Raw genomic sequence first — 26,642 nt, forward strand, 5'->3', positions numbered from 1 at the left:
TTGTAGAGCGCCGCGGCGTCAGTCCACTTCGAGCTCGCGGCGCAGCCAGGCGCGGGCCATGCGCCATTCGCGCTGCACGGTGGCGGTGGAGAGGCCGGTGGCGGCGGCGATCTGTTCGCCGGTTAGGCCGGCGAAGAAGCGCATGTCGACGATCCGCGCCTGGCGTTGGTCGAGCGTGGCCAGGCGGTTGAGCGCGTCCTCCAGCGCATCGGGTTCGACCTCGTCGCCGAGGTTCTCGGCGATCTCGGTGAGTTGCATGCGATCGCCGTCCTGCGGGCGCTTGGCCGAGAGGCGGCGGCGGGCGTGGTCGATCAGCACCTGGCGCATCGCGTGCGCGGCCAGGCCCAGGAGGTGGCCGCGGTTCTCCAGCGGTGGCAGTGGCGCGCCTGCGAACAGCTTCAGCCAGGCCTCGTTGATCAGCACGGTGGCGCTGAGCATGGGGTCGTGGCGCTCGTGTCCCAGCTGCGCGGCCGCCAGCTGGTGCAGGGCCTGGTACAGCCCGTGCACCACCTGGTCCATCGCCGCGGGTTCGCCGTCGGCGGCGGCCTGCAGCAGGCGCGTCACGTCGCCCTGGGCTGCTTGCGCGCTCATTGCCCGAGCGTCTTGCGCAGGTCCGCCAGGCTCTCGCGCCAGGGCGATTTGGCGGGCTCGCCATGCGCGTCCAGCAAGGCCGCGTAGCGCGCCATGGCCGCACTGGCCTGCCCGTGCGCGCCGAGCATGGTGAGCGCGCGCGCGAGCGGATCGATCACGCCGTCGTAGACCACCAGATAGTCGCCGGCATGCGGCAACAGCACGGCCTCGGCTTCAACGGCAAGGTCGCGGGCCTGTGCCGGATCCTGGCCCTGGTCCACCAGCACACGGGCCAGGGCCGCCAGCGCGTAGGCCAGGTTGACCGCGTCCACGCCGGGGGCGGATCGGCTGCGAAGCCCGGGCAGCACCTCGCGCAGCAGCGTCGCCGATTCGTCGAGGCGTCCCAGGCTGCGCAGCCCGATCGCATGCCCGACGGCAAGCTGCAGGTACAGGCGGTTGTCGGCGCTCGTCGTCTTGCGTGCCACGGCCACCGCCAGGCCACTGGCCCTGGCGGCATCGTCATCGCGGTTGGCGCGCGAATAGCCGACCGAGAGCTGGTTGAGGTTGACGGCGCGCGACAGCGTGTTCTCGCCGATCAGCCTGACGTAGTCGGCATCGAGTGCTTCGAACATGCGGATGCCGCGCTCAAGGTCCACGTCGAGCATGAGTGCGGCCTGGTTGGCGCGCGCGGTCAGCAGCACGACGGGCGCATCCTTCGAATGGCGTTCAAGCAGCGCGACGGCCTCTTCGTGGGCGGCAAGCGACAGGTCGAGTTCGCGCGTGTGCTGGCGCGCGTCCGCCAGCGCGGTCAGCGCATCGGAACGGATCAGCGCCCGGGTCTCGTCGCTCGGTTCGCCGAGCGTGGCCAGCACCTCTTCGAGATCCACTGCCATGTCGGCGGCGGGACGGGTGCTGGCGAGTCCCTCGTTGCGCAGCTCGCGCACGCGGTGGCGGACACGTTCGAGGAATTCCTCGGGATCGTCCTGCAAAAGCCCCGCCTGCGCCTCGCGATGGATGCGGATGGCGTCGGCGTTGCGTCCCTGCTGCGCATAGACGTGCGCCAGCTTCATCTGCAGGCGCGACAGTTCCAGGGGCGTGCCCGTCAGGCGCTTGAGCTCCAGTGCCTCCTGGAACAGCGGCTCCGCGGCGGAATCCAGCGCCAGGCCGTGGTTGGCTTCGGCCATGGCCATGAGCAGGTCGGCGCGGACGTCGGGCGGCAGGTCGGTGCGCGCGCGCAGGTCGGTCGCGCCGCGGTCCAGCACCTCGCGCACGGTGATCTGTTCACCGCGCGAGCGCGAGGGATCGGCATTGGCGAACAGCTCGGTCATGAAGCCGGCCAGTGCCTGCGCCTTGCCGCGTTCTGCGGTCACCTGTTGCAGCTGGCGTTCGCGCTCGAATACGAAGCCGGTGCCGACCACCAGCAGCACCATGCCCGCGACCAGCGGCCAGCGCCGGCGCCAGGCGAACCTCCGCAGCCGGTACAGCGCATGCCCGCGCCGCGCCGACACCGGGCGCGAATCCAGGAACCGGCGCAGGTCCTCGGACAATGCGGCGACCGAGGGATAGCGCTGCTCGGGCGCGTGGCGCAGCGCCTTGAGCACGATCGCGTCGATGTCGGCGGGGATCCTGCCGACCGCGTGGCTGATCGTGCGCGCGTCACGGTCGGCGTCGCGATTGCCGGTGTGCGGCGCGTTGCTGGGCGGGCGGATCTCGCCGGAGACGATGGCATCGGGCAGCAGGTGGCCCGACTCCATGGCCTGGTGCGGGCGCGTGCCGGCCAGCAGTTCGTACAGCACGATGCCCAGCGACCAGACATCGGTGGCGGTGGTCAGGCGCTTGCCGGCAACGTGCTCGGGGCTGGCATAGGCGAGGGTGAGGGCGCGATGCGCGGTGCCGGTCGGGTCGGCCGGCGCGTTCTCCTCGACCAGGCGTGCGATGCCGAAATCGAGCAGCTTGGGCTCGCCCTCCGCGGTGACGAGGATGTTGGCGGGCTTCAGGTCGCGATGGATCACCAGGCGCTGGTGCGCGTGCTCCACCGCGGAACAGACTTTGAGGAACAGCGCCACGCGCTCGCGCAGGGGCAGAGCGCGGACCTGGCACCAGCGATCGATGCGCTCGCCCTCCACGTATTCCATGGCGATGAAGGGCTGGCCATCGCCGGTGCTGCCGCCGTCCAGCAGGTGGGCGATGTTGGGGTGCTGCAGCGTGGCGAGGATGCGGCGCTCTTCGGCCATGCGCTGCGCCAGCCGCGCGCCATGCGGGCCGGCGCTGGCCAGCAGCTTGAGCGCGACCAGCTGGTGGGCATCGCCATCGTCGCGTTCGGCCAGGTAGACCACGCCCATGCCGCCTTCGCCGAGCAGGCGCAGCACGCGGTACTGGCCCGGCTGCGCGGCATCGACCCGGGTCCCTTCGTGCAACGGCGCAGGACCCGGTTGTGACCAGCCCGGGGCGAGTGGATCGTCCGGGCCGGTGCGGGCGGAGGCGATCAGCCAGTCGACTTCCGCACGCAGCCCGGCATCGTCCGCACAGCGTTGCGCGAGCCAGGCATCGCGCGCGTCCGGCGCAAGTTCCAGCGCTTCCATGGCAAGCGCCTTGGCCTGCAGATAGCGGTCTTGCATCGGGGTTCCCCTGCCGTGCCGGACGGATGTCGCGCCGGCATGGCGGTTCCCCGCGCCGGGACATGCATGGCAAACGTGCAAGCCGGCTGAAACCGGTCAAGCGAAGGCGGTGATCAAATCCGTCGCCGTCCTGCGCAGTCATGGGAAACGGGCAGCAAACGCCCGCCCACCGGACCTTGGGCCGCACGCATGATCACCTCGCATACCATCGACACCCCGCGCGGCAGCGTAGCCCCGCTGCTGCCGTATTTCGTGCGCCAGCCGCGTGTGCGGGCGGCGAGGCCACGTCCCGGCCTGCACCCGATCGTGAGGCTCGACTACGTCTCACGGATGTCGTGCATGCCGCTGCTGTCGGCGGTCATCTACTCCGTCTTCCACGCCAGCGGGCGCGACAGCGCACTGGTGGTCGCGCTGTTGCTGTTCTGGGGCGTCATATGGCCGCAGTTGGCCTACCTGCACGCGCGGCGGAGTCGCGATTCCAAGCGCGCCGAGCACGCCAACCTGCTGGTGGATGGCGTGATGGTGGGAGTGCTGCTCGCGGGCATGCATTTCAGCCCGTGGCCCAGCGTCATGATGTTGATGGGCATGAGCCTGGGCAACATGGGCGTGGGTGGCGCGCCCCTCGCCGGCCGCGGCCTGCAGGGCATCGCCGTGGGGGTCATCGCCTGCGGCTGGTTCACCGGGTACCAGGTCGACTTCGCGTCCACGGTGCTGCCGACCGTGGCCAGCATCATCGGCATTTTTCTTATCGCCGCGGTCTTCGCGCTGTTCACCCACCAGCAGAGCAAGCGCTTCGTGCGCAGCCGCCGGCTGCTGCAGGAGCAGAACCTCAAGATCGAGGAAAAGAGCGCGCAGCTGGCCCAGGCCAAGGAGGAAGCGGACGCCGCCAACCGTTCCAAGAGCCTGTTCCTGGCCAACATGAGCCATGAGCTGCGCACACCGCTGAACGCGATCATCGGTTACAGCGAGCTGCTGGTGGAGGAAGCGGAAGAGTCCGGGGGCGAGCACCTGGTATCGGACCTGCGCAAGATCCACAAGGCCGGCAAGCACCTGCTGCGCCTGATCAACGACGTGCTGGACCTGTCGAAGATCGAGGCCGGCAAGATGCAGATCGACCTGGAAGACGTCGAGGTACGCGCGCTGCTCGACGACGTGGTCACCACGATGCGCCCGCTGGTGGACAAGAAGGGCAACCGGTTCGCGATCGAGGCGGGCGAGCTGGGGACGATGCGCACCGACGTCACCAAGCTGCGGCAGCTCCTGTTCAACCTGATCGGCAACGCCGCCAAGTTCACCGAAAACGGCGCCATCCGCCTGCGCGCGCGCCGCAAGACCGGAGCCTCCGGCGACTGGCTGGTGTTCGAGGTCGAGGACACCGGCATCGGCATGTCCCCGGAGCAGCAGCGCGGCCTGTTCCAGCCGTTCTCGCAGGCCGACGTGTCGACCACGCGCAAGTACGGCGGAACCGGCCTGGGGCTGGTGTTGACGCGGCGCTTCGCCGAGATGCTCGGGGGCGAAGTGGGCATGCGCAGCGCGCTTGGCGCCGGCACCACGTTCACCATCCGCCTGCCCGCGGAATCCGTCGACGCCGAACAGCTGCACCCCGCCGCCACGCCGGAAGAGCAGGCCACCGAACAGGCCGCGGCCGAGGCGCGCACCGTGCTGGTGATCGACGACGACGCCGCCGGCGCGGACGTCATCGGCCGGATGCTGCTGCGGCAGGGCCTGCGGGTGGAGTTCGCGAGCAACGGTGCTGACGGGCTGCGCATGGCGCGCGAGCGCGCGCCCAAGCTGATCCTGCTGGACGTGCTGATGCCGGGCGCCGACGGCTGGAGCGTGCTGACCGCGTTGAAGACCGACCCCCGGCTCGCGTCGATCCCGGTGGTCATGATTTCGGTGACCGAACAGCAGGCACTGGGCCAGGCGATCGGGGCCGCCGATTACCTGGTCAAGCCGGTGCAGCAGGACAGCCTGGTGCAGGCGGTTGCGCGGCACCTGCCGTCCGGCATTCCGCGCCCCATACTGGTGATCGACGACGACGCGACCACGCGCAGCATGTTGCGGCGGCAGATGGAACGCCAGGGGTGGCGCGTCGTGGAGGCCGCGAACGGCGCCGAAGGGCTGGCCTGCGTCGGCAGCCTGGCCCCGGCCATGATCCTGCTGGACCTGATGATGCCGGCGATGGATGGCTTCGCATTCCTCGATGCCCTGCGCGGCGAGCTCGGCGCGGCATCCGTCCCGATCATCGTGCTCACCGCCAAGGAACTGTCGCGCGACGAGGAGCGCGGGTTGTCGAGCCGCGTGTCCAGGGTCATCGCCAAGGGCGGCTACCGCGGCCGCGAGCTGGAAGACGAGGTGCGGCGCGTGATGCAGGGCATGGACCACGTGGTCGACGTGCCGGTCGGCGAGGCGCTGCCGTCATGAGGATCCTGCTGGTCGAGGACAACGAGATGAACCGCGACATGCTGTCGCGGCGGCTGGTGCGGCGCGGCTACGAGGTGGTCATCGCCGAAGACGGCTGCGTGGCGCTGGAGGTCGCGCTGCGTGAGGTGCCCGACCTGATCCTGATGGACATGGGCCTGCCGGTGATGGACGGCTGGGAAGCGACCCGCCGGCTCAAGGCGGATGCGCGGACGGCGTCGATCCCGATCATCGCGCTCACCGCGCATGCCATGGCCGACGACCGCATGCGCGCGCTGGAGGCCGGCTGCGACGACTTCGACACCAAGCCCGTCGACATCGACCGGCTGCTGGTCAAGGCCGGTGCCTTGCTGTGGGACGACGTGCCGCGATGAACGTCGTTGATGCAGGAGGACGCATGGCATTCCGGGCGCAGCGGCTGCAGGACCTCGCGCCGCTGGCGGCGTTCCTGGACACCGCCTGTGCCGGCGTCGATGCCGATGTGCGGGCCGACCTGCGGCTGGCGACCGAAGAAGTGTTCGCCAACATCTTCAAGCATGGCTACCGCGGCCACGCGGGCCCGGTCGAGATCCGTGTCAGCCGCGCACCCGGACGGATCACGGTGCTGATCGCGGACGAGGCGCCGGCGTTCGATCCGGCCATGGCGCCGGTACCGGATCTCGCATCCGACGCCACCGAACGCAGTGTCGGCGGGCTGGGCTGGCACCTGGTGCGCCATGTCATCGACGAGGTCGGATGGGAGCGCGCCGCGGAGCGCGGCAACGTCTATCGACTGGTCAAGCACGTCGCACCGGATCCATCGGATTTACCGGCACAGAGAAAGGATCACACGCACATGAACATCGAACTCCAGCCCGGCGAACACGCCGCGGTCGTCGTCATCTCCGGCAGCGTGGACGGCCTGACCGCCGACCACCTGCTGGGGACCCTGCAGGGCTTTGTCGATGCCGGCCAGACGCGGCTGGTGGCTGACCTCGCGGGCGTCCTTTACACCAGCAGCGCCGGATTGCGCGCGCTGCTGGCCACGGTGAAGCAGGCCCGCCAGGGCGGCGGCGACCTGCGCCTGGCCAGCATCAATCCGCCCGTTCTGAAGGTGCTCGAGCTGAGCGGCTTCACCACCATCATGAAGTGCTACGACAACGTCGCCAGCGCCATCGACAGCTACGCGGGCTGAGGCCCAGGGAGAGACGGGATGGACGCAATGACGAGGCCGGCCCGGCGCAAGCGCGTGGCGGTGGTGATCGGCGCGGGCAGCGTGCAGTGCGCGGCCGCGCTGGGCATGTGGAAGGTCCTGCAGCGCGAAGGCATCGAGATCGACCTGCTGGTCGGCTGCAGCGGTGGAAGCCTGTACGCCTCGGTGATGGCCCTGGGATACGACCTGGACGCGTGCGAACGCCTGACCCGCGGCCTGTGGACGCCTTCGCTGACCCGGCGCCGCGACATGCGCTCGATGCTCAGCGCGTTCATGCCACGCCTGTTCAAGTTCGATGGCGCGTTCGGCATGGTCGACGATCGCCCGATGATGGCGGCGCTGGAGAAGATCTTCGGCGACCGGCGTTTCGAGGACGCGCACACCCCGCTGCACGTCGTCGCCACCGACCTGCAGAACGGCCAGAAGGTGGTGCTGGGCGAGGGCCGGGTGCGCGACGCGATCCGCGCGAGCATCGCGATCCCGTACGTATGGAAGCCGTGGAAGATCGACGGCCGCCTGCTGCTGGACGGATGCGCGTCGGACCCGTTGCCGATCGATGTCGCGATCCGCGAAGGCGCGGACGTGATCCTGGCGATGGGCTTCGAGAGCCCGTATCCGAGCCGGATCCGCTCCGCGACGCGTTTCGCGTTCCAGGTCAACAGCATCTACACCAACAACCTGCTGCGCGCGAACTACGCGTTCCACAACCTGGCGCACCATGCCGAGATCATCCCGGTGCTGCCGGATTTCGGGCGCCCGATCCGCCTGTTCGACACAGCCGAGATCCCGCACGTCATCGAGCAGGGCGAGCGCGCCACCGAAGCGCAGCTTCCGCACATTCGCCAGGCGCTCGAGGCCGCCGGTGTCTGAGGCCTCGCCGGCGCCTTCGCTGCGCGCACGGCCACGGGTCGCGGTGGTGGTCGGCTCGGGCGGCGTGAAGTGCGCCGCCGCGGTCGGCATGTGGAAGGTGCTGGAGCGCGAAGGCATCCGCGCCGACATGGTGGTCGGCTGCAGCGGCGGCAGCATCTACATGGCCGGGATGGCGCTCGGCAGGACCGCGGCCGAAGCCGAGCATTACAGCCACGAGATGTGGAGCGGGCTGTTCAGGCGCCTGCATGTCCGCTCGGTGCTGCGCAGCCTGTTGCCGCGGCGCTTCGGCTTCAGCGAGCGCATCGGCCTGGTCGATGACGCGGCGGTCTGCGCCAATATCGCCCGCCTGTTCGGCGCGGCGACCTTCGCCGATGCCGGCATTCCCCTGCACATCGCCGCCACCGACCTGCATTCCGGTGAAAAGGTCGCATTGAGCTCCGGTTCGATCGCCGAGGCGGTGCGTGCCAGCATCGCGATGCCGCTGTTGCTGCGCCCCTGGCCGGTGGACGGACGCTTGCTGGTCGACGGCGGCGTGTCCGATCCCCTGCCCATCAGCCTGGCGATCCGCGAAGGCGCGGAGATCATCCTGGCCATGGGTTTCGCGCGGCCGCCGCTGCCGCGCATCGATTCGCTGCTGGGCATCGCCAACCAGGCGATCTCGGTCACCATCAACAACCTGCTGCATTCGACGTACGCGTTCTACAGCGCCGTGCACCATGCCGAGATCGTGCCGATCATGCCGGCCTTCGATGCCCCCATCGAGGTGGGCGACAGCCACCTGATCCCGTACATCATCGAGCAGGGCGAGCAGGCCGCCCTGGCGGCCTTGCCCTACCTGCGCCAGCTGGGGCTGTGCCACGCCGCGGCGGTGGCGTCATGAACGGCACGCACATGGCCGCCGATCCGGCCCGCATCCTGGTGGTCGACGACACCGAGGCCAATCGCGACCTGCTGGTGCGTCGCCTGCGGCGCGAAGGCCATGCCACCGAGGTTGCGGCCAACGGTCGTGAAGCGCTGGACTGGCTGCACGCGGTGGCATTCGACCTGATGCTGCTCGACATCATGATGCCGGAGATGACCGGCTACGAACTGCTGGAGCGCGTGCGCGCCGACCCCGAGCTGCGCCATGTGCCGGTGATCCTGATCTCGGCGCTGGACGACACCGACAGTGTGATCAAGGGCATCGAGCTGGGTGCCGACGACCACCTGCCCAAGCCGTTCAACCCGCACATCCTGCGCGCGCGCGTCGACGCCAGTCTCGCCCGCAAGCGCCTGCGCGACCGCGAGCAGATGCATGCCCGGAGCATGGAGCGCGAAATGGACATCGCGCGCACGATCCAGGCGGGCTTCCTGCCGCACGCGTTGCCGCATGCCGAAGGCTGGGACCTCGCGGCCTGGTTCCAGCCGGCGCGCCACGTGGGCGGCGATTTCTACGATGCATACACCGTCCAGGACGGCCGGCGCATCGTGCTGGCGGTCGCCGATGTCTGCGACAAGGGCGTCGGCGCGGCGCTGTTCATGGCCCTGTTCCGCAGCCTGCTGCGCGCGCAGGCGGAGCGGATCCTGGACGGCGAGGGCGACCTTGCAGCGCAGGCCTGCGAGCTGGTCGCCGGCGTGAACGACTACATCGCGCGCGTCCACGAGCGCGACAGCATGTTCGCCACGGTGTTCCTGGCGATCCTCGACCCGGCGTCCGGCGAGCTGGTCTACGTCAACGGAGGGCACGAGGCGCCGGTCGTCTGCGGACCAGACGGCGTGCGCACGCGCCTGGTGCCGACCGGGCCCGCGGTGGGCATGCTGCCCGGCGCCGCGTTCACCGCGGCAGGCATCCGGATGGGAGAAGGCGAGACGCTCGTCGCCTTCACCGACGGCGTGACCGACGCGATTGATGCCGGTGGCGCCGTCTATTCCGAGCAGCGCCTGCTGTCGCGGTTGGCGTCCGCCGCGGGTCGCGCCGACGACACCCTCTGCGCCATCCGGCACGACCTGCAGGCCGCGATGGGCAACGCCGCGCAGTTCGACGACATCACCCTGCTGGTCCTGCACCGCGCGGGCTAAAATGCGCGCATCCCGCACGTATCGACACGCCATGACCGTCCGCACCCGCTTCGCCCCCAGCCCCACCGGCTACCTGCACATCGGCGGCGCCCGCACCGCCCTGTACTGCTGGCTGGAGGCGCGGCGCCGCGGCGGCCAGTTCATCCTGCGCATCGAGGACACCGACCGCGAGCGCAGCACCCAGGGTGCGATCGATGCCATCCTCGAAGCGATGGACTGGCTCGGTCTCGATTACGACGAAGGCCCGATCTACCAGACCGCGCGCGTCGACCGCTATCGCGAAGTGGCCGAACAGCTGGTCGCGGCCGGACAGGCCTATTACGCCTACGAGTCGAAGGCCGAGCTCGACGCGATGCGCGAGGCCGCCATGGCCAAGGGCGACAAGCCCCGCTACAACGGCGCGTACCGCGACCAGGCGGCGCCGTACCGCGACGATCCCAACCGCGTCATCCGCCTGAAGAACCCGCTCGATGGCGTGGTCGCATGGGAGGACAAGGTCAAGGGCCGCATCGAGATCAGCAACACCGAGCTCGACGACCTGGTGATCTTCCGCCCCGACGGCTACCCGACCTACAACTTCGCCGTGGTGGTCGACGACCTGGACATGCGCATCAGCGACGTGGTGCGCGGCGACGACCACGTCAACAACACCCCGCGCCAGATCAATATCTACCGCGCGCTGGGTGCCGAGGTGCCGGCGTTCTCGCACCTGCCGATGATCCTCGACGAACAGGGCGCCAAGCTTTCCAAGCGCACCGGCGCGGCGGACGTCATGCAGTACCGCGACGCCGGCTACCTGCCGCACGCACTGCTCAACTACCTGGCGCGCCTGGGCTGGTCGCACGGCGACCAGGAACTGTTTTCCATCGACGAGCTGAAGGCGCTGTTCGATCTCAAGGACGTCAACGCCAAGGCGGCGCGCCTGGACATGGCCAAGCTCGGCTGGCTCAACCAGCAGTACCTGAAGGGCGACGATCCGGCGGATGTCGCGAAACATCTCGAGTGGCACCTGCGGGCGGCGGGTTACGACCTCGCGGCCGGGCCCGCGCCGGCCGACGTGGTGCTGGCGCTGCGCGACCGCGTGCAGACGCTCAAGGACATGGCCGAGCGCGCGGCCGTCTGGTACCGGCCGCTCACGGAATACGACGACGCGGCCGTGGCCAAGCACCTCACCGCAGCCGCCGGCATGCCGCTGGCCGAAGCGCGCGCGCGCTTCGAGGCGCTTTCCGAGTGGAGCGCCGAGGCCATCCACGGCGCGCTGCAGGCGGTGGCCGAAGCGCTCGGCATCGGCATGGGCAAGGTGGCGCAGCCGCTGCGCGTGGCGATCACCGGCACGCAGGTCAGCCCGGACATCGCGCACACCGTGTACCTGGCAGGGCGCGATGAAGCCCTGAAGCGCATCGACGCCGCCATCGCGCGCACCGGCTGACCGCCGCCGCGCGGCGCGCCGGCTTGAGTCGGCGCGCAATGGCCACCATCATGGCTGCATGCCTGCACACGTCCACGCCTGTACGCACCCCACGCACCACGTCCACGACGGCAAGGCCTTCGTGGCCGCAGTGGAGGAGGCGTGCCGTGAACGCGGTCTGCGCCTGACGCCGATCCGCGGCCATGTGCTCGGCCTGATTGCCGAGGCCGGCCAGCCCATCAAGGCCTACGACCTGCTCGACCGCGTGCGCGATGGCAAGGGCCCGGGCGCCGCGGCGCCGCCCACGGTCTACCGCGCGCTGGACTTCCTGCTCGCCAACGGCTTCATCCACAAGCTGCAGTCGGTGAACGCGTTCGTGGCCTGCCACCATCCCAGTACGGCGCAGCACTCGGTGCCGTTCCTGATCTGCGACAGCTGCCACGCGGCGATCGAACTCGAGGATCTGCAGGTAGTCGGCGCGCTGCGCGATCGCGCGCTGGCGCTCGGCTTCCGGCCGCGCGCGCAGACACTCGAAGTGCATGGCACCTGCGCGCAGTGCCTGGCCGGCGAAGAAACCTAGAAGAACACGCGCACGCCCGCGGTCACGCCGCGGCCGGCCAGTGGCGCCAGGTCCTTCAGCACCGAGGTATGCACGCGTGCCTCCTCGTCGAGCAGGTTGCGGCCGTCGACAAACAGTTCCATCGCGTTGCCGTGGGCGCCGTCGCGGTGCCAGGCGACGCTGGCATGCACCAGCGTGTAGCCGGGCGAGGTGGTCTCGAACTGCGCCACGTGGTCCTGGCCCGCGTAACGCACCGCACCCAGCGATGCCCGCCACTGCGCGCCCTGCCAGCGCAGCTCGCTGCCGAGGCGGCGCGGTGCGATGCGCGGCAGGTTGCCTTCCGGCACCAGTTCGGCGGTGTAGTCGTGCACGTGGTCGCCGTGCGGGATGCTGGCGTCGAATCGGCGGCTGGCGCCACCGTCAAGGCGCCCGCGCACCACGTCGGCAAACGACCTCAGGCTCCATGCGCCGTACTCGGTTTCGGCGAAATCCCACTGCGCCTCGACCTCGCCGCCGTGGAAGCGTGCGTCGGCCTGGTGCCAGGCGCGCAGGGCGAGGCCATCGTCCTCCAGCCCGGTATCGGCGAGGTAGATGAAGTCGTCGTAGCGCACCTGGAACAGCGATGCGCCGAGCCGCAGAGGCCCGTGGTGCCAGTGCAGGCCGATCTCGGCGCGATTGGCGGTTTCGGGGTCGAGATCCGGGTTGCCGAATTCGAAGCTCTGCGTGGCGACGTGCATGCCGGTTGAGTAAAGCTCCTCGGCGGTCGGCGTGCGCTGCGCGCGGTCGAGGCCGAAGGAGAGATGCAGGTCGCGCGAGACGTTCCAGCGCATGGCGAGCGATGCGCTGGTGGCGTCGAACTCGCGCGAGGGGCCGATCGCGTCCGCGGCCGCCACATCGATCCGGTTGCGGTCGTGGCGCAGGCCGAGCTCGACGCCGAACGCGCCGAAATCGCGCTCGCCGATCCAGAACAGGCCGGCGTCGCGCGCATTGGAGTCGGGGACGAACGCCTCGTCGCCGACCGCGCTGAAATCGCGCTCGGACAACTGCAGCCCGACCGCGCCCTGCCAGCCGGCGATCGCGCGGTGCACCAGCTCCACGCGGCCCTCCAGCGTGGTGTTGTCGAACACCGTGCCCACCGTGTCGCCTTCGTACTCGGTGTGCGTGTAGTCGGTGTGCGCCAGCTTGATGCGCAGGCTCTCGAACGCGCCGATATCGTCCAGGCCGCCGCGGACCTCGTTGCGGCGCTGGTCCATCACGACGTGCACGGCGCCGTGGGCGTCGCTCTCCGATTCGTCGTGGTCATGCGCGTGGCCGTGGTCGTCCGACGCGGCGTGGCTGTGGCCCGGAACGCCGTAGCGCGTGTTGAACAGGCTGTGGCCAACGCCCAGGAAACCTGCGTCGCCGATGTACGACACGCCCAGCGCGCCGCTGTCGGTGCGCACGAAGCTGTTGGGCAGCTGCCCGCGGGCCGCGTCCTCGGCCGCGTGTCCGACGTCGTGGTCGTGGTCGTGGTCATCGTGGTGCAGGTCCGCGCGCTCGGCGAACCCGGGGATGTCGTAGTCGCCGGTCTCGCGGTGCAGGGCGTCAAAATGGAACACCACCCGACCCGATGCCGAGGTGCCATCAAGGCGCAGCATGCCGGTGCGCTCGTCGTTGACGCTGCCGGCGCGCAGCTCGGCGCGGCCTTCGAGCGGCGTCGACGTGGCGGTTTCCGGGATGCGGCCGTCGATCACATTGACCGCGCCACCGATGGCGCCGCTGCCATACAGCAGCGTCGCCGGACCCTTGAGCACTTCGATCTGGTTGGCGAGGAACGGCTCGATGCTGACCGCATGGTCCGCGCTGACCGTGGACACGTCGCCGGCCGACAGGCCATCGCTCAGCACCTGCACGCGCGCGCCTTCGAGGCCACGGATGACCGGGCGGCCGACACCGGCACCGAAGAACGACGACTGCACGCCCGGCAGCCGTGACACGGTCTCGCCCAGCGAGGCGGCCTTGGCCTCGTCCAGCTGCTCGCCGGCCAGCACCGCCACCGGGCGCGCCAGGTCCTCGGCGGTGCGGGCGAGGGGGTTGGCGCGCACCACGATGCCGCTGAGGTCGGCGATTTCTTCGTCGTGGCGGGGATCGTCCTGGGCGGCGGTGGCCACGGTGGGCAGGCCGCCGAGTGCGAAAGCGAGGGCGAGGCAGAGCGGGGTCGGGCGGAAGCGCTGGGGGAGCATTGGACAGCCTGGACTTGGATGGCGGCGGGAAGTGTTATAACATTTCATCCCTGACGCAACCCTTACGGAAGTCATGGCCTCACCGACCGCCCTCCGCAATGCAGACCGCTTCGGTTTTGCCGCGTCATTCCTGTGCGCCGTCCACTGCGCGCTGTTGCCGGTCGCGCTCGCCCTGCTGCCGGCGTTCGGCTTCACGGTGGTGGGTTGGGTGGACATCGACCAGGCGTTCGTGGTGTTCGCCTCGCTGCTCGGCGCGACCACGCTGTCGCTGGGCTACCGCCGCCATAGGGCGTTCCGGGCCTGGGCGCTGCTGCTCCCCGGTCTGGGTCTGGTCTGGGCGGGCGCGTTCACCGCATTGCACACGCACGGCTTCACGCACGCGGCGGTGATGGTGTCCGGTGGGCTGCTGCTGGCCGCGGCGCACCTTGTCAACCTGCGCCTGACACACGCCGCGGCCGGCAGCGTTTCAGCGCCGTAAACCGGCATGCGTGCTAGGATTCGCGCCCTGCGGCGTGCATGCGCGCGCCGGATCGAACAACCTCCAGGAGCATCACATGGGCAAGGGCGACCGCAAGACCGCCAAGGGCAAGCGCTTCAACGCCAGCTACGGCAATTCCCGTAGCCAGGTGACCACCAAGGCCGCCGGCACGGCTGCCGCGCCGGTCGCCAAGAAGGCCGCGAGCAAGACTGTTGCCAAGGCGCCGGCCAAGAAGGCCGTGGCCAAGAAGACCGTCGCCAAGGAATAACGCGCCCTTCCAGCGCGATCGAGAGAAGCCCCGCCCGTGCGGGGCTTTCTTCGTTTCACGGCCCGTGGCGCGTCAGCGCGACGCCGCCCCTGCCTCCACCAGCGCCCATGCGCGCAGCAGGTTGCCCCCGAGGATCGCGCGGATGTCATCGTCCGAGTGCCCGCGCGCCTGCAGGCCGGCAATCAGGTTGGGGTAGTCGGCCACGGTACGCAGGCCATCGGGCAGTTCGCCGCTGACGCCGTCGAAATCCGAGCCGATGCCGACGTGTTCGACGCCAAGCAATTTCACCGCGTAGTCGATCTGGTCGAGCACGTCGGTGATCGGTGCCTGCAACGGCGGATTGGCCGCCTCCCAGTCCTTTTCGAACGCGGCGCGGTCGGCCGGCGGCTGCCCTGCGGCCACGCGCCCGGCATTGGCGCGGTTGAAGGCGTCGGACGCGCGGAAGTACGCCTGGGTCTTCGCCGCCGCTGCCGGGGTGACGAAGGCGATCCCGAACGGAATCTGCACCACGCCGCCCTTCGCGGCGATCGCCAGCGCCAGTTCGTCGCTGAGGTTGCGCTCGAAGCCCGGGGTGAAGTGGCGCAGCGCGGAATGGCTGGCAATCACCGGCACGCGGCTCAACGCCACCGCCTGCGCGACGGCGGCATCGGACAGGTGCGATACGTCGACCATCATCCCGAGGCGGTTCATCTCGGCCACCACCTCGCGGCCGAACGGGCTCAGCCCGTCCCATTTTTTCTCGATCGTGTAGGACGAATCGCTGATGCGGTTGTTGGCGCTGTGCGCGAGGGTGATGTAGCGCACGCCGCGGGCGTGGAAAAACGCGACCTGCGCGAGGTCGTCGCCGATCGGCGCGCCGTTCTCCATGCCCAGCGGCAGGAGCACGCGGCCGCCCTGGCGCAGCTGTTCAACATCGCGTGGCGAGGTGACGATGGCGAAGCGGTCCGGGTGCCGCGCCGCCAGCGCCTCCACGGCGTCGATCTGCGCGTTGGCCGACTGCCAGGCGCTGCCGGCGTCGTCCTCGCGCGGAGAGGTGTAGATGGACATGAAGGCGACGTCCAAGCCACCCGTGCGGGCGCGCGGGTAGTCGAACTCGCGGTCCGGCGCGCTGACGCCCAGGTCGGCCCAGGTCTCGACGAGGATGCCGGGCGCATCGATGTGGGTGTCGACGATCACCGCGTCGGCCGCCAGCGCGCGCGCGGCGTCGGTGGCCTGGGCCAGCGCCAGGGTGGGCGCGGCGAGCGCGATGGCGAGCAGGCAGCGGGGCAGGGCATGGCTCGGCACGTGGATCATTCGGGTCTCCAGGGTCAGGCGACGCGGCGGCCGCCGCAGTGGACCGAGGCGGCGAGGTCGCCGCCCAGCCAGTAACAGAGTGCCGCCGGCTCGCGCACGCGCCAGCGAACGAAATCGGCGCGCAGTCCCGCGCGCAGGACGCCGCGGTCATCGAGGCCCAGCGCCTTCGCGCCATTGACCGTGGCACCGCGCAGCGCGTCCTCGGGCGACAGCCGGAAGTGCGTGCAGGCGAGCTGCATCGCCTGGCGCAGCGACTGCAGCGGCGAGGTGCCGGGGTTGCAGTCGGTGGCCACGGCCATCGCCACCCGCGAGGCGCGGAAGGCCTCGATGGGCGGCAGCGTGGTCTCGCGCAGCACGTGGAACGCGCCGGGCAGCAGGACCGCGACGGTGCCGGCCGTGGCCATTGCCGCCACGCCTTCAGGGGAGGTGTGTTCGACGTGGTCGGCCGACAATCCGTCGAACTCCGCAGCCAGCGCCGCACCGCCGCCGTCGCTCAGCTGGTCGGCGTGCAGCTTCACCGGCAGGCCGAGCGCGCGCGCCGTTTCGAACACGCGCCGCGTCTGCGCGGCGCTGAACGCGATGCGCTCGCAGAACGCGTCCACCGCGTCCACCAGGCCCTCGGCGTGGAGGCGCGGCAGCCAGTCGAGCACGGCATCGATGTAGGCATCCGCATTGCCGGCGAACTCCGGCGGCAGCGCGTGCGCGCCAAGGAAGGTGGTGCGCACGCCGATGCCGAGCGTGTCGCCGATGCGCCGCGCCACGCGCAGCATCTTGCGTTCGTTGTCGAAGTCCAGGCCGTAGCCGGACTTGATCTCCAGCGTGGCCACGCCGTCGCGCAGCAGCGCGCGGGCCCGCGGCAGCGACTCGGCAAGCAGCGCGTCCTCGTCGGCGGCGCGGGTGGCGCGCACCGTGGAGACGATGCCGCCGCCGGCACGCGCGATCTCCTCGTAGCTCGCGCCCATCAGCCGCTGCTCGAATTCCGCGGCGCGGTCGCCGGCGAACACCAGGTGGGTGTGGCAGTCGACCAGCGCGGGCGTGACCAGGTCGCCGCCGGCGTCGATCACCTCATCGGCCAGCGTGTCCACTGCGGCGGGCAGTGACGAAGCCGGGCCCGCGAAGACGATGCGGCCGTCGCGCCAGCCCAGCGCGCCGTCATGCACGAGGGCGTAGCCCGCATCGCCATCCAGGGTGGCGAGCGTGGCGTTGCGTAGCAGCCCGTCCCAGCGCTCAGGCATGTTGGACATCCGGACGGTGTTCGGGAGCGCGGAGCATGGCGGGCCTGTCGGCATGGTGGCGACGCGGTAGCCTAGCGCACTCCCGACGCACACCCGCCGCCATGCCTGCCACCGCCACTCCACTGCCGCCGCTCGTCCAGCCCGTTGCCGGCGGCTGGCGCGTACCCGCGATCGCCAACCTGCATTCGCACGCCTTCCAGCGTGCGATGGCCGGCATGGCCGAGCGCCAGACGCATCCCGAGGATTCGTTCTGGACCTGGCGCGAAACCATGTACCGGATGGCCGCGCGCTTCGATCCCGACCTGCTGCACGCCGTCGCCTCGCAGCTGTACGTCGAGATGCTGGAAGCCGGCTACGGCAGCGTCTGCGAGTTCCACTACGTGCACCACCAGCCCGACGGCCGTCCGTACGCGGCGCATACGGTGATGGCCGATGCGCTGCTTTCCGCCGCGCGCGACACCGGTATCCGCATCACCCTGCTGCCCGTGCTGTACATGACCGGCGGCTTCGATGGCCACGCGCTGGGTGAACGACAGAGGCGCTTCGGACACGACGTAGACAGCTACCTGCGCCTGTTCGACGCCCTGCGCGCGCACACCGGCGACAGCGTGCGCATCGGCTGCGCGCTGCACAGCCTGCGCGCGGTGCCGGAAGCGGCGATGCGCGAGGTCCTGGCCGCGCTGCCGGCGGATGCGCGCATCCACATCCACGTCGCCGAGCAGGTCGGCGAGGTGCAGGACTGCCTGGCGCTGCGCGACGCGCGGCCGGTGGAATGGCTGCTCGGCCACGCCCACGTCGACGCGCGCTGGACGCTGGTGCATGCCACGCACCTGGACAACGCCGAGCTCGCCGGCATCGCCAGCAGCGGCGCCACGGTCGCGATCTGCCCGACGACGGAAGCCAACCTCGGCGACGGCCTGTTCCGGCTGCGCGACTTTCTTGATGCCGGCGGCAGCTGGGGCATCGGCTCGGATTCGCACATCTCGGTGTCGCCGGTCGAGGAGCTGCGCTGGCTCGAGTACGGCCAGCGCCTGGACACCCGCCACCGCAACATCGCGGTGTCGGCGGATTCGACCAGCGTCGGCGAGACGCTGCTGCAGGGCGTGGTGGCGAGCGCAGCGAAATCGACCGGCTTCGACGCCGGCGATGACCATGTCGTGCTCGATGGCGAAGCTGCGATTTTCGCCGGGACCAATGCATCGGATGTCGCCGACCGCTGGATCTTCAGCGGCAACGTGCCCTGCGTGCGCGAGGTCGAAGTGGCGGGAGTGAAGCTCGTGTCCGAAGGACGCCACCGCGACCGCGACGCCGTGGCCGGCCGCTATCGCCAGGCGATGGTGCGGCTGCTCGCCTGAGCGTCAGCGCGTCAGCGCGTCAACGCGTCAACGCGTCAACGCGGCAGTGTCGCCGCCGGCGAACAGGTCGTCATCGCCCGGCGGCAGGGCACCTTCCAGCCGCAGCAGGAACGCCTTGGTCGGCAGCCCGCCGCCGAAGCCGGTGAGGGAGCCGTCGGCGCCGATCACGCGATGGCAGGGCAGCACGATCGGCAGCGGGTTGCGGCCGTTGGCGGCGCCCACCGCGCGCATCGCGCTCGGCTTGCCGATGCGCTGCGCAAGGTCGCGATAGCTCCAGGTGTGCCCGTAGGGGATCGCGGCGAGTTCGGTCCACACGCTGCGCTGGAATTCCGTGCCCTGCGGCGACAGCGGCAGGTCGAAGCTGCGCCGGCGGCCAGCGAAGTATTCCTCCAGCTGCCTGCGGGTCTCCGCGATCACCGCGTTGCTGCCTTCGCGCCATGCGGAACCGGCGGGCGGCAGCCTGGGCGGCGGGAAGTCGATGCGCTGCAGCCCGGTGTCGTCCGCGGCGAGGGTGAGCACGCCGATCGGCGTGTCGAAGTGCTGGTAGACGAGTGTCATGGGCGCGGAGCCTCTGCGATGGATGGACGCGCGCGGCGGCGCGCGGGAGCGGACACCTGGGCCTTGGCCGCGGTTGCCGTTGCCGCCGCGTCGCGCCAGAGATGGATGACGGCGTAGGCACGCCACGGTCGCCACGCTTCCGCGCGCAGGCCGAGCGCCTTCGCCGTGAGCCGGTCGTCGTCGGGCGCGGCGGCCTTCTGCAGCACCAGGTCTTCGGCCGGGAACGCATCGGGATGGCCGAGCGCACGCATGGCGATGTACTGGGCGGTCCACGGGCCGATGCCCGGCAGCGCGACCCAGCGTTCGGTGAAGTCCGCAAGCGTGCGCTCGGGACGGAAATCCACGCGGCCGTCGAGCAGCGCACGCGCCACGCCGCGCACGGTGTCGGCGCGTGCGCGCGTCAGGCCGATGGCCGCGAGGTCGGCATCGGCGAGTGCTTCCGGCGTCGGGAACAGGTGTTCGAGGTCGCTGGCGAACGGCGTGGCCAGCGTGGTACCGAACTGCCGCGCCATGCGCGTGGCCAGCGTGCGCGCCGCGGCCACGCTCACCTGCTGCCCCAGCACCGCGCGCACCGCGATCTCGAACCCGTCCCAGCCGCTCGGCAGGCGCAGCCCGGGATGCGCGCGCAGCAGCGGTTGCAGGCGCGGATCGGCGGACAGCGTGGTGGCGATGGCCTGCGGGTCGGCGTCGAGGTCGAACATGCGCCGCAGGCGCTGCACGATGTCGAGCAGGCGCGCGGCCAGCGGCGCATGCAGCTCCAGCTTCAGCGCGTGTTCGCCGCCAGGCCACGCACTGACGCGCAGCCAGCCGTCCGGACCGCCGTTGCTGCCGGCGATGACGCGCGCGTAGCTCGCATCGTCGACGGCCTCCACGCCCGGCAGCGCGCGCCCGCGCAGGAACGCGAGCATTGCGGCGAAATCGTAGGGCGGGCGGTAGCCGAGGCGGAGCACCAGCGAATCGCCGCCGGTGTTGCGCGCCGCACCGGGCTGGCGGCGCAGGTCGCGCGGCGCCATCCGGTAGGCGTCCTTGAACGTCGTGTTGAAGCGCCGAAGGCTGCCGAATCCGGCCGCGAGCGCCACGTCGGTGATCGGCAGCGCGGTCTCGGTCAGCAGCTGCTTGGCGAACAGCAGCCGGCGCGTGCCGTGCACGCCCACCGGCGGCGCGCCGAGTCGCTCCACGAACAGCCGCCGCAGCTGCCGCTCGCCGATGCCGACGCGCGCGGCCAAGGCGGCCAGCGGCGCATCGGCCAGCGCACCCTGGTCGATCAGCGTGAGCGCGCGCGCCAGCGCCGCATCGCCGCGTCGCCACGCGCCATCGTGCGGGGACAGCTCCGGCCGGCAGCGCAGGCAGGGGCGATAGCCGGCGGTCTCCGCCGCCGCGGCATTCGCGAAGTAGCTGACCCGCTTTGCGAACGGCGCCGGGCACACCGGCCGGCAATAGATGCGCGTGCTGTGCACGGCGGTGAAGAACAGTCCGTCGAAGCGTGGGTCGCGGCTGCGTCGCGCCTGTTCGCAGACCTGCACATCGGGGAGGGCGGGGGAAGCCATGGACGCAGGCTAGCACCGCCCGGCGTGTCGGACTCGCCGCTTTCGGACATCAGGGCCGGCGCCTTTCCGGCGCGGTTCAGGGCCCCGCGACGGCGGGCACCAGGGCCGGCAGCAACGCCTCGGGATCGCCGTCGTTGTCGGCGGCCGCGATGCCCAGCAGCCGCGCCAGCAACGGATACACGTCGACGTTGTCGACCGCATCGATCACCGCGCCACGACGGAACGCCGGACCGCTGGCGATGAACACCGCGCGCATCGACGGCAGCGCCGGGTCGTAGCCGTGCGAGCCGCGCGTGCCGCCGCGTGCGCGCGCGTCCAGGACCCGTGGGAGCACCACATCCCAGTTCTCGTCCATCTGGCAGACGATCGCCGGCACGCGCGGGTGGGTGCCGTAGTGCCAGCGCGCCGGCACGTCCCCGCGGCGCCAGCATTCGTGGTGCGCGTGGCGGCCCAGCAGCCGCGCCTCCACCTGGGACTCGAAGCCGGGGTTGGGCTGCACCTGGATCACCTGGCCGATGCTCACCACGCGCGCCTGCTCCATGGTCACCAGGTCGTCGATAGAAAGCTGGTTGCCGGGCGGCACCTCGGCCATGCCGTGGTCGGAGACCAGCACGATGTTGGTGTGGCCAAGGCGCCCGTTGCTCTGCAGCGCGTCCAGCAGGCTGCCGACGGCAGCATCGACGCCTACGAGCGCCGCGCGCGCCTCCGCGGAGCCCGGGCCGTAGGTGTGGGCCGCGGTGTCGACATCGTGGAAGTACAGCGTGGCCAGGCGCGGGCGCGTGGCCTCCGGCTCCAGCAGCCAGCCGGCCACCGTGGCCGCGCGCTGGGCGGCGGATGCGGATTCGTCATACACATGCCAGCGCGTGGGCCGCACGCCGGCCACCTCGGCTTCGGAACCGGGCCAGAACATGGTGGCGGTGCGCAGGCCGGCGTTCTCGGCGCCCACCCAGATCGGCTCGCCGCCCCACCAGCCGCTGGCACCCACCGCGTCGCGGTCGGACAGGCGGAACGTGCCGAGCGCGGCATCGTGCATGGAGTTGTGGACGATGCCGTGGCGGTCGGGGCGAAGCCCGGTGGCGATGGTGTAGTGGTTGGGGAAGGTGAGCGACGGGTAGGAGGGGGTCATCCAGCGCGCCTGCGTGCCGCTGGCGGCGAGGCGGACGAGATTGGGCGAGTCGGCTGCGTTGATGCGGTCCGGATGCAGGCCGTCGATGGAGACCAGCAGCAGTGCGTCGCCGCTGAACATCGCAGCCGGCGCATGGACGGCAGGTAGCGACCCTGTCCGTGTGGTGGGGCCGGTGCAGGCGGCGGTGGAGAGGAGGGTAACGAGTAGCGCGGCGATCAGGGCCGGAGGTCGAAGAGGCAGGTGCATGGACGGAATGATAGGACGTGCCCATGACGGCTGTAGCCGCGGAAACGGGAATCGGCACGCTGCTGGTGTCCGTGCATGGGCCGCATCGCGCACATCTCCGTCTGACGCGCATCGGATTTGTGCACAACTGTGCATGGGATTTGTCCGTTCTCTCGACGCCATCACAGAAATGCGTACGTTCGCGTATTGACCCGTTCACGCGCGACGTTTAGCTTCGAGTCATGGCGCATGTGGAGTAACGCAGCGCACGTGTCGTAGCGAGGGGGCCACGACACACACGGAGTTTCACGGCCGAGGACAAGGATCGTTCCGGCCTCTACATTCAAGCTTGTCGCCGGGGAGGGGGGCATGGACGTCAAGGATGACGTGATCGGGTACTGCGGTGCCGCCCTCGTGGCGTTGATGCTCGGCGGTTGCGCGGCGCGCGAAGTGCCCGACGTCCGCGGCCGCTGGCAGCCGGTCAACCACTACGCCGCAACGACGCACGCCATCCCATTGCGCGGTGCGTACGTGTTCCAGGCGTCTCCGCTGGATCGCACGCTGCGCAGCCTGCTGGTGCGCTGGGCACGCGACACGCAGTTCACGCTCGATTATCGGCACCATGCCGATTTCACGCTGCACCTTCCGGTGCAGGCGTTGCGCGCGCAGCGCATTGAGGATGCGGCCGCCCAGTTGAGCGAGATCTACGCCGCGCAACAGGTGCTGGTGGCGGTCGACGGCGATCGACTGGTGGTGACAGCACGGGAAGGAGACCCGGGCTGATCGCGAGGCAATAAAACCAACTCACACGAACCTTGCACGGATTGCATCATGTTCGGAAGGAAGCAGGCGTCCCCGGCGATCGAGGAAGCGATCGCCAGGGCGACAAACTATGAGGTCACCATCGCCGACCTTGCGCGGCGCAGTGAACGTCGTGCATGGCTGGTCGCGCTGGTAGCGGCTATCACCGCGCTCGTGCTGGGCGCCGGATATTTCCGCATCATGCCGCTGAAGGAGCGGGTGCCGTTCCTGGTGATGGCCGATGCCTACAGCGGGAACGCCACAATTGCCCGCCTCGATGACGACTTCCGGCACCGTGCGGTGACCGCCAGCGAAGCCATCAACCGGGCCAACGTGGCCCGCTTCGTGGGCCTGCGTGAATCGTATGACGTGGCGATGATGAATCTGCGCGACTGGCGGGCCGTGCACGCGATGACGGTCCCGGAAGTCGGGCGCGAGTACGCCGCACTCCACGCCGCCAACAATCCCCGCAGCCCGTTCAACACGCTTGGGCGGACGCGCGCCATCCGGGTGCGGATCCTCAGCATCCAGCTGATCGATGGTGCCGATGGACATCCCGGTGGCGCCACGGTGCGCTTCCAGCGCAGCGTCTACGACAAGTCGTCCGGTGCGACCCGGCCACTGGACAGCCGTATCGCGACGCTCGGCTTCACCTACAACCTGGCGCTGAAGATGGAAGAGCCCGATCGTCTCGAGAACCCCCTCGGATTCCAGGTCACGAATTACCGCGTCGACAACGACTATGCCGCCTTGCCGCCCGCCGAGTCGGAGCCGACGCACGCAGTCTTTGAGCCCGCCGCCGATGCAGCGGTGGATGACGGTGCCGATGCTGGCGCTGTGGCAGATGAGAACCAGGAGGCGAGCCCATGACCAGGACCCTGTTCATGACCATCGGCGGCATGCTGCTGTACGGCTTGCTCACGGGGCCGCCCGCGCGCGCGCAGCATGTCGACGTCTACGAGTACCAGCCAGATCAGGTCTACGCGGTTCGCGCCGCGCTCGGAATCGCCACCCAGATCGAGCTCGATCCTGCGGAAGAAATCCTCGATTACAGCACCGGATTCAGCAGCGGCTGGGACCTGACCCGGCGCGGCAACGTGTTCTATCTGCGGCCACGCGATGTCGACGTCGACACCAACATGCTGGTTCGCACGAAGTCGCATGCATACATCTTCGAGCTGAAAGTCGTTGCAAGCGACTGGACATCGCTGGAGCAGGCGCGCCGTGCTGGCGTGCAGTACAAGATCGCGTTCCGCTATCCGGCGGACGCCAGCTTCAAGGCGCCGATCGAGGAATCACCTACCCAGGGCTTGAGCGTCGCGCTCGACAAGGGGCGTGAGTACAACTTCGACTACGACTATGCCGTGCGGCGAGGCCAGGCTTGGCTGGTGCCCGCCAATGTCTACGACGATGGCAGCTTCACCTACCTGCAGATGGGTGATCAGGCCAGGTTGCCGACCGGCGGTTTTCCGGTGGTGTTCGGACGCGAGCGCGAGGATGGTGAGGACTTCGTCGTCAACACCACAGTCGACGGCAGCACGGTGGTGGTGCACGGCACCTATCCATATCTCGTGGTCCGCCACGGGCGCAGTATCGTCGGCCTGAGGAGGAACCCGCGATGAGCGATCGTGATTTTCCCCCTGCCGACGGACGATCAGGCCACTATGCGGCGCGCCAGGCGGGGCCGGACCTCGACTCGGCGGCCCCGGTGCTGCGAACCGAGGACCTCCGGCGCCTCAATCGCAAGGCGCTGGGATTCCTCGCAGGCATCGTACTGCTGCTCGTGCTTGCGATCGTGTGGATGCTGCGCGCGATCGGTGGCGAAGGAGACGTGCCCGCCGAGCCGCGTGAGCAGGCGCTTGTCATCCCCGAATTGCCGAGAACTGATCCATCACGCGAGCGACCAACCGTGGCAATGCCGACAATGCCGGCCGTTCCCATTCCAGTGCTGCCTGTTCCGATAGAGCAGCGGCCGACGGCATTGCCCAGCTTCGCGATTCCCGCGCGCCCCGACGGTCCGTCACTGCGCCAAAGGCGGATGCAGTCCGGCGAAGGTGACGCGGTGCCGAAGGGCCCGGACGCGTACATGCAGGCCATGCTCGCGGGCCTCCCGACTGCGGAGCCCGCTCATGTCGAACCCGATTCCGCGTCCACGACCCGTGCCCGATACATCGCCCGGCCCGACGCGCTCCTGGTTCGCGGCACCTACATCCGCTGCGTGCTCGAGACGCGCATCATCACCGACATACCCGGGTTCACCTCATGCGTGGTGACCGAGCCCGTGTATTCGATCAACGGCCAGCAATTGCTGCTCCCGCGCGGCTCCAAGGTGCTTGGACGTTACGACATGGAGCCGACGGGACCACGCGTGGCGGTGGTCTGGGACCGGATCACCACGCCCAACGGGCTGGATGTCGCCATGTCGAGCCCCGGGGTGGACAATCTTGGCGGAGCCGGGCATCCGGGTCACTACAGCGCGCATTGGGGCAGCCGGGTCGCATCGGCGTTGTTGATCAGCCTGTTGAGCGATGCGTTCAAGTACGCGGCCGCCGAAGAGGGTCCGTCATCGTCCACCATCGGTCCGGCTGGCGTGGTCGTGCAGTCCCCGTACGAGAGCGCGACAGGGCGCACCATGGAGCGGCTCGCAAACCAGGCACTCGACAGCCGCAGGCCGCCGACGGTGACCATCCAGCACGGCACGGTGGTCAACGTCTATGTGGCCCGTGATGTCGACTTCTCCGCCGTGGTGGCGCAGCTGTGATGGCCGACGGCAGCTCATCGCTTGGGGCGCAGCGCGATTGCGTGCGTGGCGGGCCGCGCAGTGGCTTCCTCGACTACCAGTACGAGGTGCTGGGAATTCTCGGGTACATGGCGTCGCCCGACGTCACCGAGATCTGCATCAACCGCCCGGGAGAGGTCTGGCTCGAGGCGCGTGGCGCTTGGCAGCGCGTCGAAGTCCCGGGGCTCACGTTCGAGCGCGCCCGCCAGTTCTGCACCGCGGTGGTCAACGAAAGTGATACCGGCCAGCGCATCACGGATGCCGATCCCGTGGTCTCGCTGACGTTCCCGACCGGCCAGCGAGCGCAGTTCGTGGTGCCGCCGGCTTGTGACGCCGGCAAGGTGTCGATCACCATCCGCCTCCCGTCGCGGCAGGCACGCAGCCTGGACGCGTACGAGGCGGACGGGTTCTTCGACGCGGTGCAGCCGGCCGCGGACGCCCTCGACGCCGGCGACCGCGAGCTTCTGTCGCTGCGCGCCGCGGGTCGCTACATCGATTTCTTCCGGTGCGCCGTCCAGCAGCGCAAGAACATCGTGGTTGCGGGCGCCACCGGGAGTGGCAAGACCACGTTCATGAAATCCCTGGTCGAACACATCGACGCGGACGAGCGCCTGGTCACCATCGAGGATGCCCGGGAGCTGTTCATCAGTCAGCCGAACGTCGTCCACCTGTTGTATTCCAAGGGCGGGCAAGGCACGGCCAACGTCACCGCCAAGGGCTGCATGGAAGCCTGCCTGCGTATGAAGCCCGACCGGATCATCCTTGCGGAGCTGCGTGGCGACGAAGCCTTCTACTTCATACGCAACTGCGCGTCCGGACATCCCGGCTCCATTACCAGCTGCCACGCCGGGAGCACGGCGCAGGCCTGGGACCAGCTCGCACTCATGGTCAAAGGCTCGCCCGAGGGGGCGGGGCTGGAGTTCGCCACCATCCGGCGCCTGCTCATGTCGACCATCGACATCCTCGTCCACATCAGCGCGCGCGGCGGGCGGCGGCATGTCACGGGTATCGATTTCGAGCCGATGCGCGCGTCACCAGGGGGCGAATCGTGATTCCGGG

The 26,642-nt window shown here is 69.8% G+C and carries 24 protein-coding genes; 16 read left to right on the forward strand and 8 right to left on the reverse strand.

Annotated elements, in window-relative coordinates:
* Nucleotides 1–18 precede the first annotated feature (18 nt).
* Together JHB91_RS00065 and JHB91_RS00070 are read right to left on the reverse strand one after the other, a co-directional pair.
* Complete coding sequence (locus JHB91_RS00065) at nucleotides 19–591, reverse strand: ECF-type sigma factor (RefSeq protein WP_199470735.1); 573 nt, start codon at nucleotides 589–591, stop codon at nucleotides 19–21.
* The gene (locus JHB91_RS00070; protein ID WP_199470736.1) at nucleotides 588–3,188 is read right to left on the reverse strand and encodes a serine/threonine-protein kinase; all 2,601 of its coding nucleotides are present in this window, start codon (nucleotides 3,186–3,188) and stop codon (nucleotides 588–590) included. The genes JHB91_RS00065 and JHB91_RS00070 overlap by 4 nt, the downstream gene beginning before the upstream one ends.
* A 189-nt stretch (nucleotides 3,189–3,377) precedes the next feature.
* On the opposite strand from JHB91_RS00070, the gene JHB91_RS00075 reads away from it, so the two are divergent.
* Genes JHB91_RS00075 through JHB91_RS00110 form a run of 8 tightly spaced genes read left to right on the forward strand, consistent with a single transcriptional unit; the run spans nucleotide 3,378 to nucleotide 11,717 of the window.
* The gene (locus tag JHB91_RS00075; protein WP_199470737.1) at nucleotides 3,378–5,612 is read left to right on the forward strand and encodes a response regulator; all 2,235 of its coding nucleotides are present in this window, start codon (nucleotides 3,378–3,380) and stop codon (nucleotides 5,610–5,612) included.
* Nucleotides 5,609–5,983: a response regulator gene (locus JHB91_RS00080; protein ID WP_199470738.1), complete on the forward strand. Its 375-nt coding sequence runs from the start codon at nucleotides 5,609–5,611 to the stop codon at nucleotides 5,981–5,983. The genes JHB91_RS00075 and JHB91_RS00080 overlap by 4 nt, the downstream gene beginning before the upstream one ends.
* A gap of 23 nt (nucleotides 5,984–6,006) precedes the next feature.
* Nucleotides 6,007–6,783, forward strand: a complete 777-nt coding sequence (locus JHB91_RS00085; protein WP_199470739.1) for an anti-sigma factor antagonist — start codon at nucleotides 6,007–6,009, stop codon at nucleotides 6,781–6,783.
* A gap of 27 nt (nucleotides 6,784–6,810) precedes the next feature.
* A complete protein-coding gene (locus tag JHB91_RS00090) occupies nucleotides 6,811–7,671 on the forward strand; it encodes a patatin-like phospholipase family protein (protein ID WP_199470740.1) in 861 nt (286 codons plus the stop codon).
* On the forward strand, nucleotides 7,664–8,551 hold the full coding sequence (locus tag JHB91_RS00095; protein ID WP_199470741.1) for a patatin-like phospholipase family protein: 888 nt from the start codon (nucleotides 7,664–7,666) through the stop codon (nucleotides 8,549–8,551). The genes JHB91_RS00090 and JHB91_RS00095 overlap by 8 nt, the downstream gene beginning before the upstream one ends.
* The gene (locus tag JHB91_RS00100) at nucleotides 8,548–9,729 is read left to right on the forward strand and encodes a fused response regulator/phosphatase (protein ID WP_199470742.1); all 1,182 of its coding nucleotides are present in this window, start codon (nucleotides 8,548–8,550) and stop codon (nucleotides 9,727–9,729) included. Before JHB91_RS00095 ends, JHB91_RS00100 begins: the two co-directional genes overlap by 4 nt.
* A 31-nt stretch (nucleotides 9,730–9,760) precedes the next feature.
* Nucleotides 9,761–11,158: a glutamate--tRNA ligase gene (gene gltX / locus JHB91_RS00105; RefSeq protein ID WP_199470743.1), complete on the forward strand. Its 1,398-nt coding sequence runs from the start codon at nucleotides 9,761–9,763 to the stop codon at nucleotides 11,156–11,158.
* 58 nt (nucleotides 11,159–11,216) lie between these two features.
* Nucleotides 11,217–11,717, forward strand: a complete 501-nt coding sequence (locus JHB91_RS00110; protein ID WP_199373151.1) for a transcriptional repressor — start codon at nucleotides 11,217–11,219, stop codon at nucleotides 11,715–11,717.
* Here the strand turns inward: JHB91_RS00110 and JHB91_RS00115 are convergent.
* On the reverse strand, nucleotides 11,714–13,918 hold the full coding sequence (locus JHB91_RS00115; RefSeq protein WP_199470744.1) for a TonB-dependent receptor: 2,205 nt from the start codon (nucleotides 13,916–13,918) through the stop codon (nucleotides 11,714–11,716). The genes JHB91_RS00110 and JHB91_RS00115 overlap by 4 nt on opposite strands.
* Nucleotides 13,919–13,991: 73 nt before the next feature.
* Between JHB91_RS00115 and JHB91_RS00120 the strand changes: the two genes are divergently transcribed.
* Both JHB91_RS00120 and JHB91_RS00125 read left to right on the forward strand, forming a co-directional pair.
* Nucleotides 13,992–14,396, forward strand: a complete 405-nt coding sequence (locus JHB91_RS00120; protein WP_199470745.1) for a MerC domain-containing protein — start codon at nucleotides 13,992–13,994, stop codon at nucleotides 14,394–14,396.
* Between the two features lie 34 nt (nucleotides 14,397–14,430).
* Nucleotides 14,431–14,664, forward strand: coding sequence for a 30S ribosomal protein THX (locus JHB91_RS00125; RefSeq protein WP_255531423.1), 234 nt, complete (start codon nucleotides 14,431–14,433; stop codon nucleotides 14,662–14,664).
* Between the two features lie 72 nt (nucleotides 14,665–14,736).
* Here JHB91_RS00125 and JHB91_RS00130 read toward each other — a convergent pair whose 3' ends face one another.
* Both JHB91_RS00130 and hutI read right to left on the reverse strand, forming a co-directional pair.
* Nucleotides 14,737–15,957 carry a dipeptidase gene (locus tag JHB91_RS00130; protein WP_199470746.1) on the reverse strand — a complete coding sequence of 407 codons (1,221 nt, stop codon included), beginning with the start codon at nucleotides 15,955–15,957 and terminating at the stop codon, nucleotides 14,737–14,739.
* A gap of 14 nt (nucleotides 15,958–15,971) precedes the next feature.
* Nucleotides 15,972–17,192, reverse strand: a complete 1,221-nt coding sequence (hutI, locus tag JHB91_RS00135) for an imidazolonepropionase (RefSeq protein WP_199470747.1) — start codon at nucleotides 17,190–17,192, stop codon at nucleotides 15,972–15,974.
* 101 nt (nucleotides 17,193–17,293) lie between these two features.
* Here hutI and JHB91_RS00140 point away from each other — a divergent pair, with 101 nt between their 5' ends.
* Nucleotides 17,294–18,547, forward strand: a complete 1,254-nt coding sequence (locus tag JHB91_RS00140) for a formimidoylglutamate deiminase (protein WP_233398483.1) — start codon at nucleotides 17,294–17,296, stop codon at nucleotides 18,545–18,547.
* 27 nt (nucleotides 18,548–18,574) lie between these two features.
* On the opposite strand, the gene JHB91_RS00145 is transcribed toward JHB91_RS00140, so the two are convergent.
* The 3 genes from JHB91_RS00145 to JHB91_RS00155 all read right to left on the reverse strand — a co-directional run bounded on the left by JHB91_RS00145 (nucleotide 18,575) and on the right by JHB91_RS00155 (nucleotide 21,898).
* Nucleotides 18,575–19,105, reverse strand: coding sequence for a methylated-DNA--[protein]-cysteine S-methyltransferase (locus JHB91_RS00145; RefSeq protein WP_199470749.1), 531 nt, complete (start codon nucleotides 19,103–19,105; stop codon nucleotides 18,575–18,577).
* Entirely contained in the window at nucleotides 19,102–20,652 is a 1,551-nt protein-coding gene (locus JHB91_RS00150; protein ID WP_199470750.1) for a DNA-3-methyladenine glycosylase 2, read from the reverse strand. Before JHB91_RS00150 ends, JHB91_RS00145 begins: the two co-directional genes overlap by 4 nt.
* Nucleotides 20,653–20,728: 76 nt before the next feature.
* Nucleotides 20,729–21,898 carry an alkaline phosphatase family protein gene (locus tag JHB91_RS00155; RefSeq protein ID WP_233398484.1) on the reverse strand — a complete coding sequence of 390 codons (1,170 nt, stop codon included), beginning with the start codon at nucleotides 21,896–21,898 and terminating at the stop codon, nucleotides 20,729–20,731.
* A 474-nt stretch (nucleotides 21,899–22,372) separates the two neighbouring features.
* Between JHB91_RS00155 and JHB91_RS00160 the strand changes: the two genes are divergently transcribed.
* The 5 genes from JHB91_RS00160 to virB11 are packed head-to-tail and all read left to right on the forward strand — an operon-like array spanning nucleotide 22,373 to nucleotide 26,635.
* Nucleotides 22,373–22,786, forward strand: coding sequence for a hypothetical protein (locus tag JHB91_RS00160; protein WP_199470752.1), 414 nt, complete (start codon nucleotides 22,373–22,375; stop codon nucleotides 22,784–22,786).
* A 48-nt stretch (nucleotides 22,787–22,834) separates the two neighbouring features.
* Nucleotides 22,835–23,674, forward strand: coding sequence for a type IV secretion system protein (locus JHB91_RS00165; RefSeq protein WP_199470753.1), 840 nt, complete (start codon nucleotides 22,835–22,837; stop codon nucleotides 23,672–23,674).
* A 14-nt stretch (nucleotides 23,675–23,688) separates the two neighbouring features.
* Nucleotides 23,689–24,426, forward strand: a complete 738-nt coding sequence (locus tag JHB91_RS00170) for a TrbG/VirB9 family P-type conjugative transfer protein (RefSeq protein ID WP_233398552.1) — start codon at nucleotides 23,689–23,691, stop codon at nucleotides 24,424–24,426.
* Entirely contained in the window at nucleotides 24,423–25,565 is a 1,143-nt protein-coding gene (locus tag JHB91_RS00175) for a TrbI/VirB10 family protein (protein ID WP_199470755.1), read from the forward strand. Before JHB91_RS00170 ends, JHB91_RS00175 begins: the two co-directional genes overlap by 4 nt.
* Nucleotides 25,565–26,635: a P-type DNA transfer ATPase VirB11 gene (gene virB11 / locus JHB91_RS00180; RefSeq protein ID WP_199470756.1), complete on the forward strand. Its 1,071-nt coding sequence runs from the start codon at nucleotides 25,565–25,567 to the stop codon at nucleotides 26,633–26,635. Before JHB91_RS00175 ends, virB11 begins: the two co-directional genes overlap by 1 nt.
* Nucleotides 26,636–26,642 lie beyond the last annotated feature (7 nt).

Source organism: Luteimonas sp. MC1828 (genome assembly GCF_016461615.1).
GTDB lineage: Bacteria > Pseudomonadota > Gammaproteobacteria > Xanthomonadales > Xanthomonadaceae > Luteimonas.

What these genes read in the sequence shown, in the direction of transcription:
- JHB91_RS00065 (WP_199470735.1), bottom strand. Translation starts at nt 591, where the DNA reads ATGAGCGCGCAAGCAGCCCAGGGCGACGTGACGCGCCTGCTGCAGGCC.
- JHB91_RS00070 (WP_199470736.1), bottom strand. Translation starts at nt 3,188, where the DNA reads ATGCAAGACCGCTATCTGCAGGCCAAGGCGCTTGCCATGGAAGCGCTG.
- JHB91_RS00075 (WP_199470737.1), top strand. Translation starts at nt 3,378, where the DNA reads ATGATCACCTCGCATACCATCGACACCCCGCGCGGCAGCGTAGCCCCG.
- JHB91_RS00080 (WP_199470738.1), top strand. Translation starts at nt 5,609, where the DNA reads ATGAGGATCCTGCTGGTCGAGGACAACGAGATGAACCGCGACATGCTG.
- JHB91_RS00085 (WP_199470739.1), top strand. Translation starts at nt 6,007, where the DNA reads ATGGCATTCCGGGCGCAGCGGCTGCAGGACCTCGCGCCGCTGGCGGCG.
- JHB91_RS00090 (WP_199470740.1), top strand. Translation starts at nt 6,811, where the DNA reads ATGACGAGGCCGGCCCGGCGCAAGCGCGTGGCGGTGGTGATCGGCGCG.
- JHB91_RS00100 (WP_199470742.1), top strand. Translation starts at nt 8,548, where the DNA reads ATGAACGGCACGCACATGGCCGCCGATCCGGCCCGCATCCTGGTGGTC.
- gltX (WP_199470743.1), top strand. Translation starts at nt 9,761, where the DNA reads ATGACCGTCCGCACCCGCTTCGCCCCCAGCCCCACCGGCTACCTGCAC.
- JHB91_RS00110 (WP_199373151.1), top strand. Translation starts at nt 11,217, where the DNA reads ATGCCTGCACACGTCCACGCCTGTACGCACCCCACGCACCACGTCCAC.
- JHB91_RS00115 (WP_199470744.1), bottom strand. Translation starts at nt 13,918, where the DNA reads ATGCTCCCCCAGCGCTTCCGCCCGACCCCGCTCTGCCTCGCCCTCGCT.
- JHB91_RS00120 (WP_199470745.1), top strand. Translation starts at nt 13,992, where the DNA reads ATGGCCTCACCGACCGCCCTCCGCAATGCAGACCGCTTCGGTTTTGCC.
- JHB91_RS00130 (WP_199470746.1), bottom strand. Translation starts at nt 15,957, where the DNA reads ATGATCCACGTGCCGAGCCATGCCCTGCCCCGCTGCCTGCTCGCCATC.
- hutI (WP_199470747.1), bottom strand. Translation starts at nt 17,192, where the DNA reads ATGCCTGAGCGCTGGGACGGGCTGCTACGCAACGCCACGCTCGCCACC.
- JHB91_RS00140 (WP_233398483.1), top strand. Translation starts at nt 17,294, where the DNA reads ATGCCTGCCACCGCCACTCCACTGCCGCCGCTCGTCCAGCCCGTTGCC.
- JHB91_RS00145 (WP_199470749.1), bottom strand. Translation starts at nt 19,105, where the DNA reads ATGACACTCGTCTACCAGCACTTCGACACGCCGATCGGCGTGCTCACC.
- JHB91_RS00150 (WP_199470750.1), bottom strand. Translation starts at nt 20,652, where the DNA reads ATGGCTTCCCCCGCCCTCCCCGATGTGCAGGTCTGCGAACAGGCGCGA.
- JHB91_RS00155 (WP_233398484.1), bottom strand. Translation starts at nt 21,898, where the DNA reads ATGTTCAGCGGCGACGCACTGCTGCTGGTCTCCATCGACGGCCTGCAT.
- JHB91_RS00160 (WP_199470752.1), top strand. Translation starts at nt 22,373, where the DNA reads ATGGACGTCAAGGATGACGTGATCGGGTACTGCGGTGCCGCCCTCGTG.
- JHB91_RS00165 (WP_199470753.1), top strand. Translation starts at nt 22,835, where the DNA reads ATGTTCGGAAGGAAGCAGGCGTCCCCGGCGATCGAGGAAGCGATCGCC.
- JHB91_RS00170 (WP_233398552.1), top strand. Translation starts at nt 23,689, where the DNA reads ATGACCATCGGCGGCATGCTGCTGTACGGCTTGCTCACGGGGCCGCCC.
- JHB91_RS00175 (WP_199470755.1), top strand. Translation starts at nt 24,423, where the DNA reads ATGAGCGATCGTGATTTTCCCCCTGCCGACGGACGATCAGGCCACTAT.
- virB11 (WP_199470756.1), top strand. Translation starts at nt 25,565, where the DNA reads ATGGCCGACGGCAGCTCATCGCTTGGGGCGCAGCGCGATTGCGTGCGT.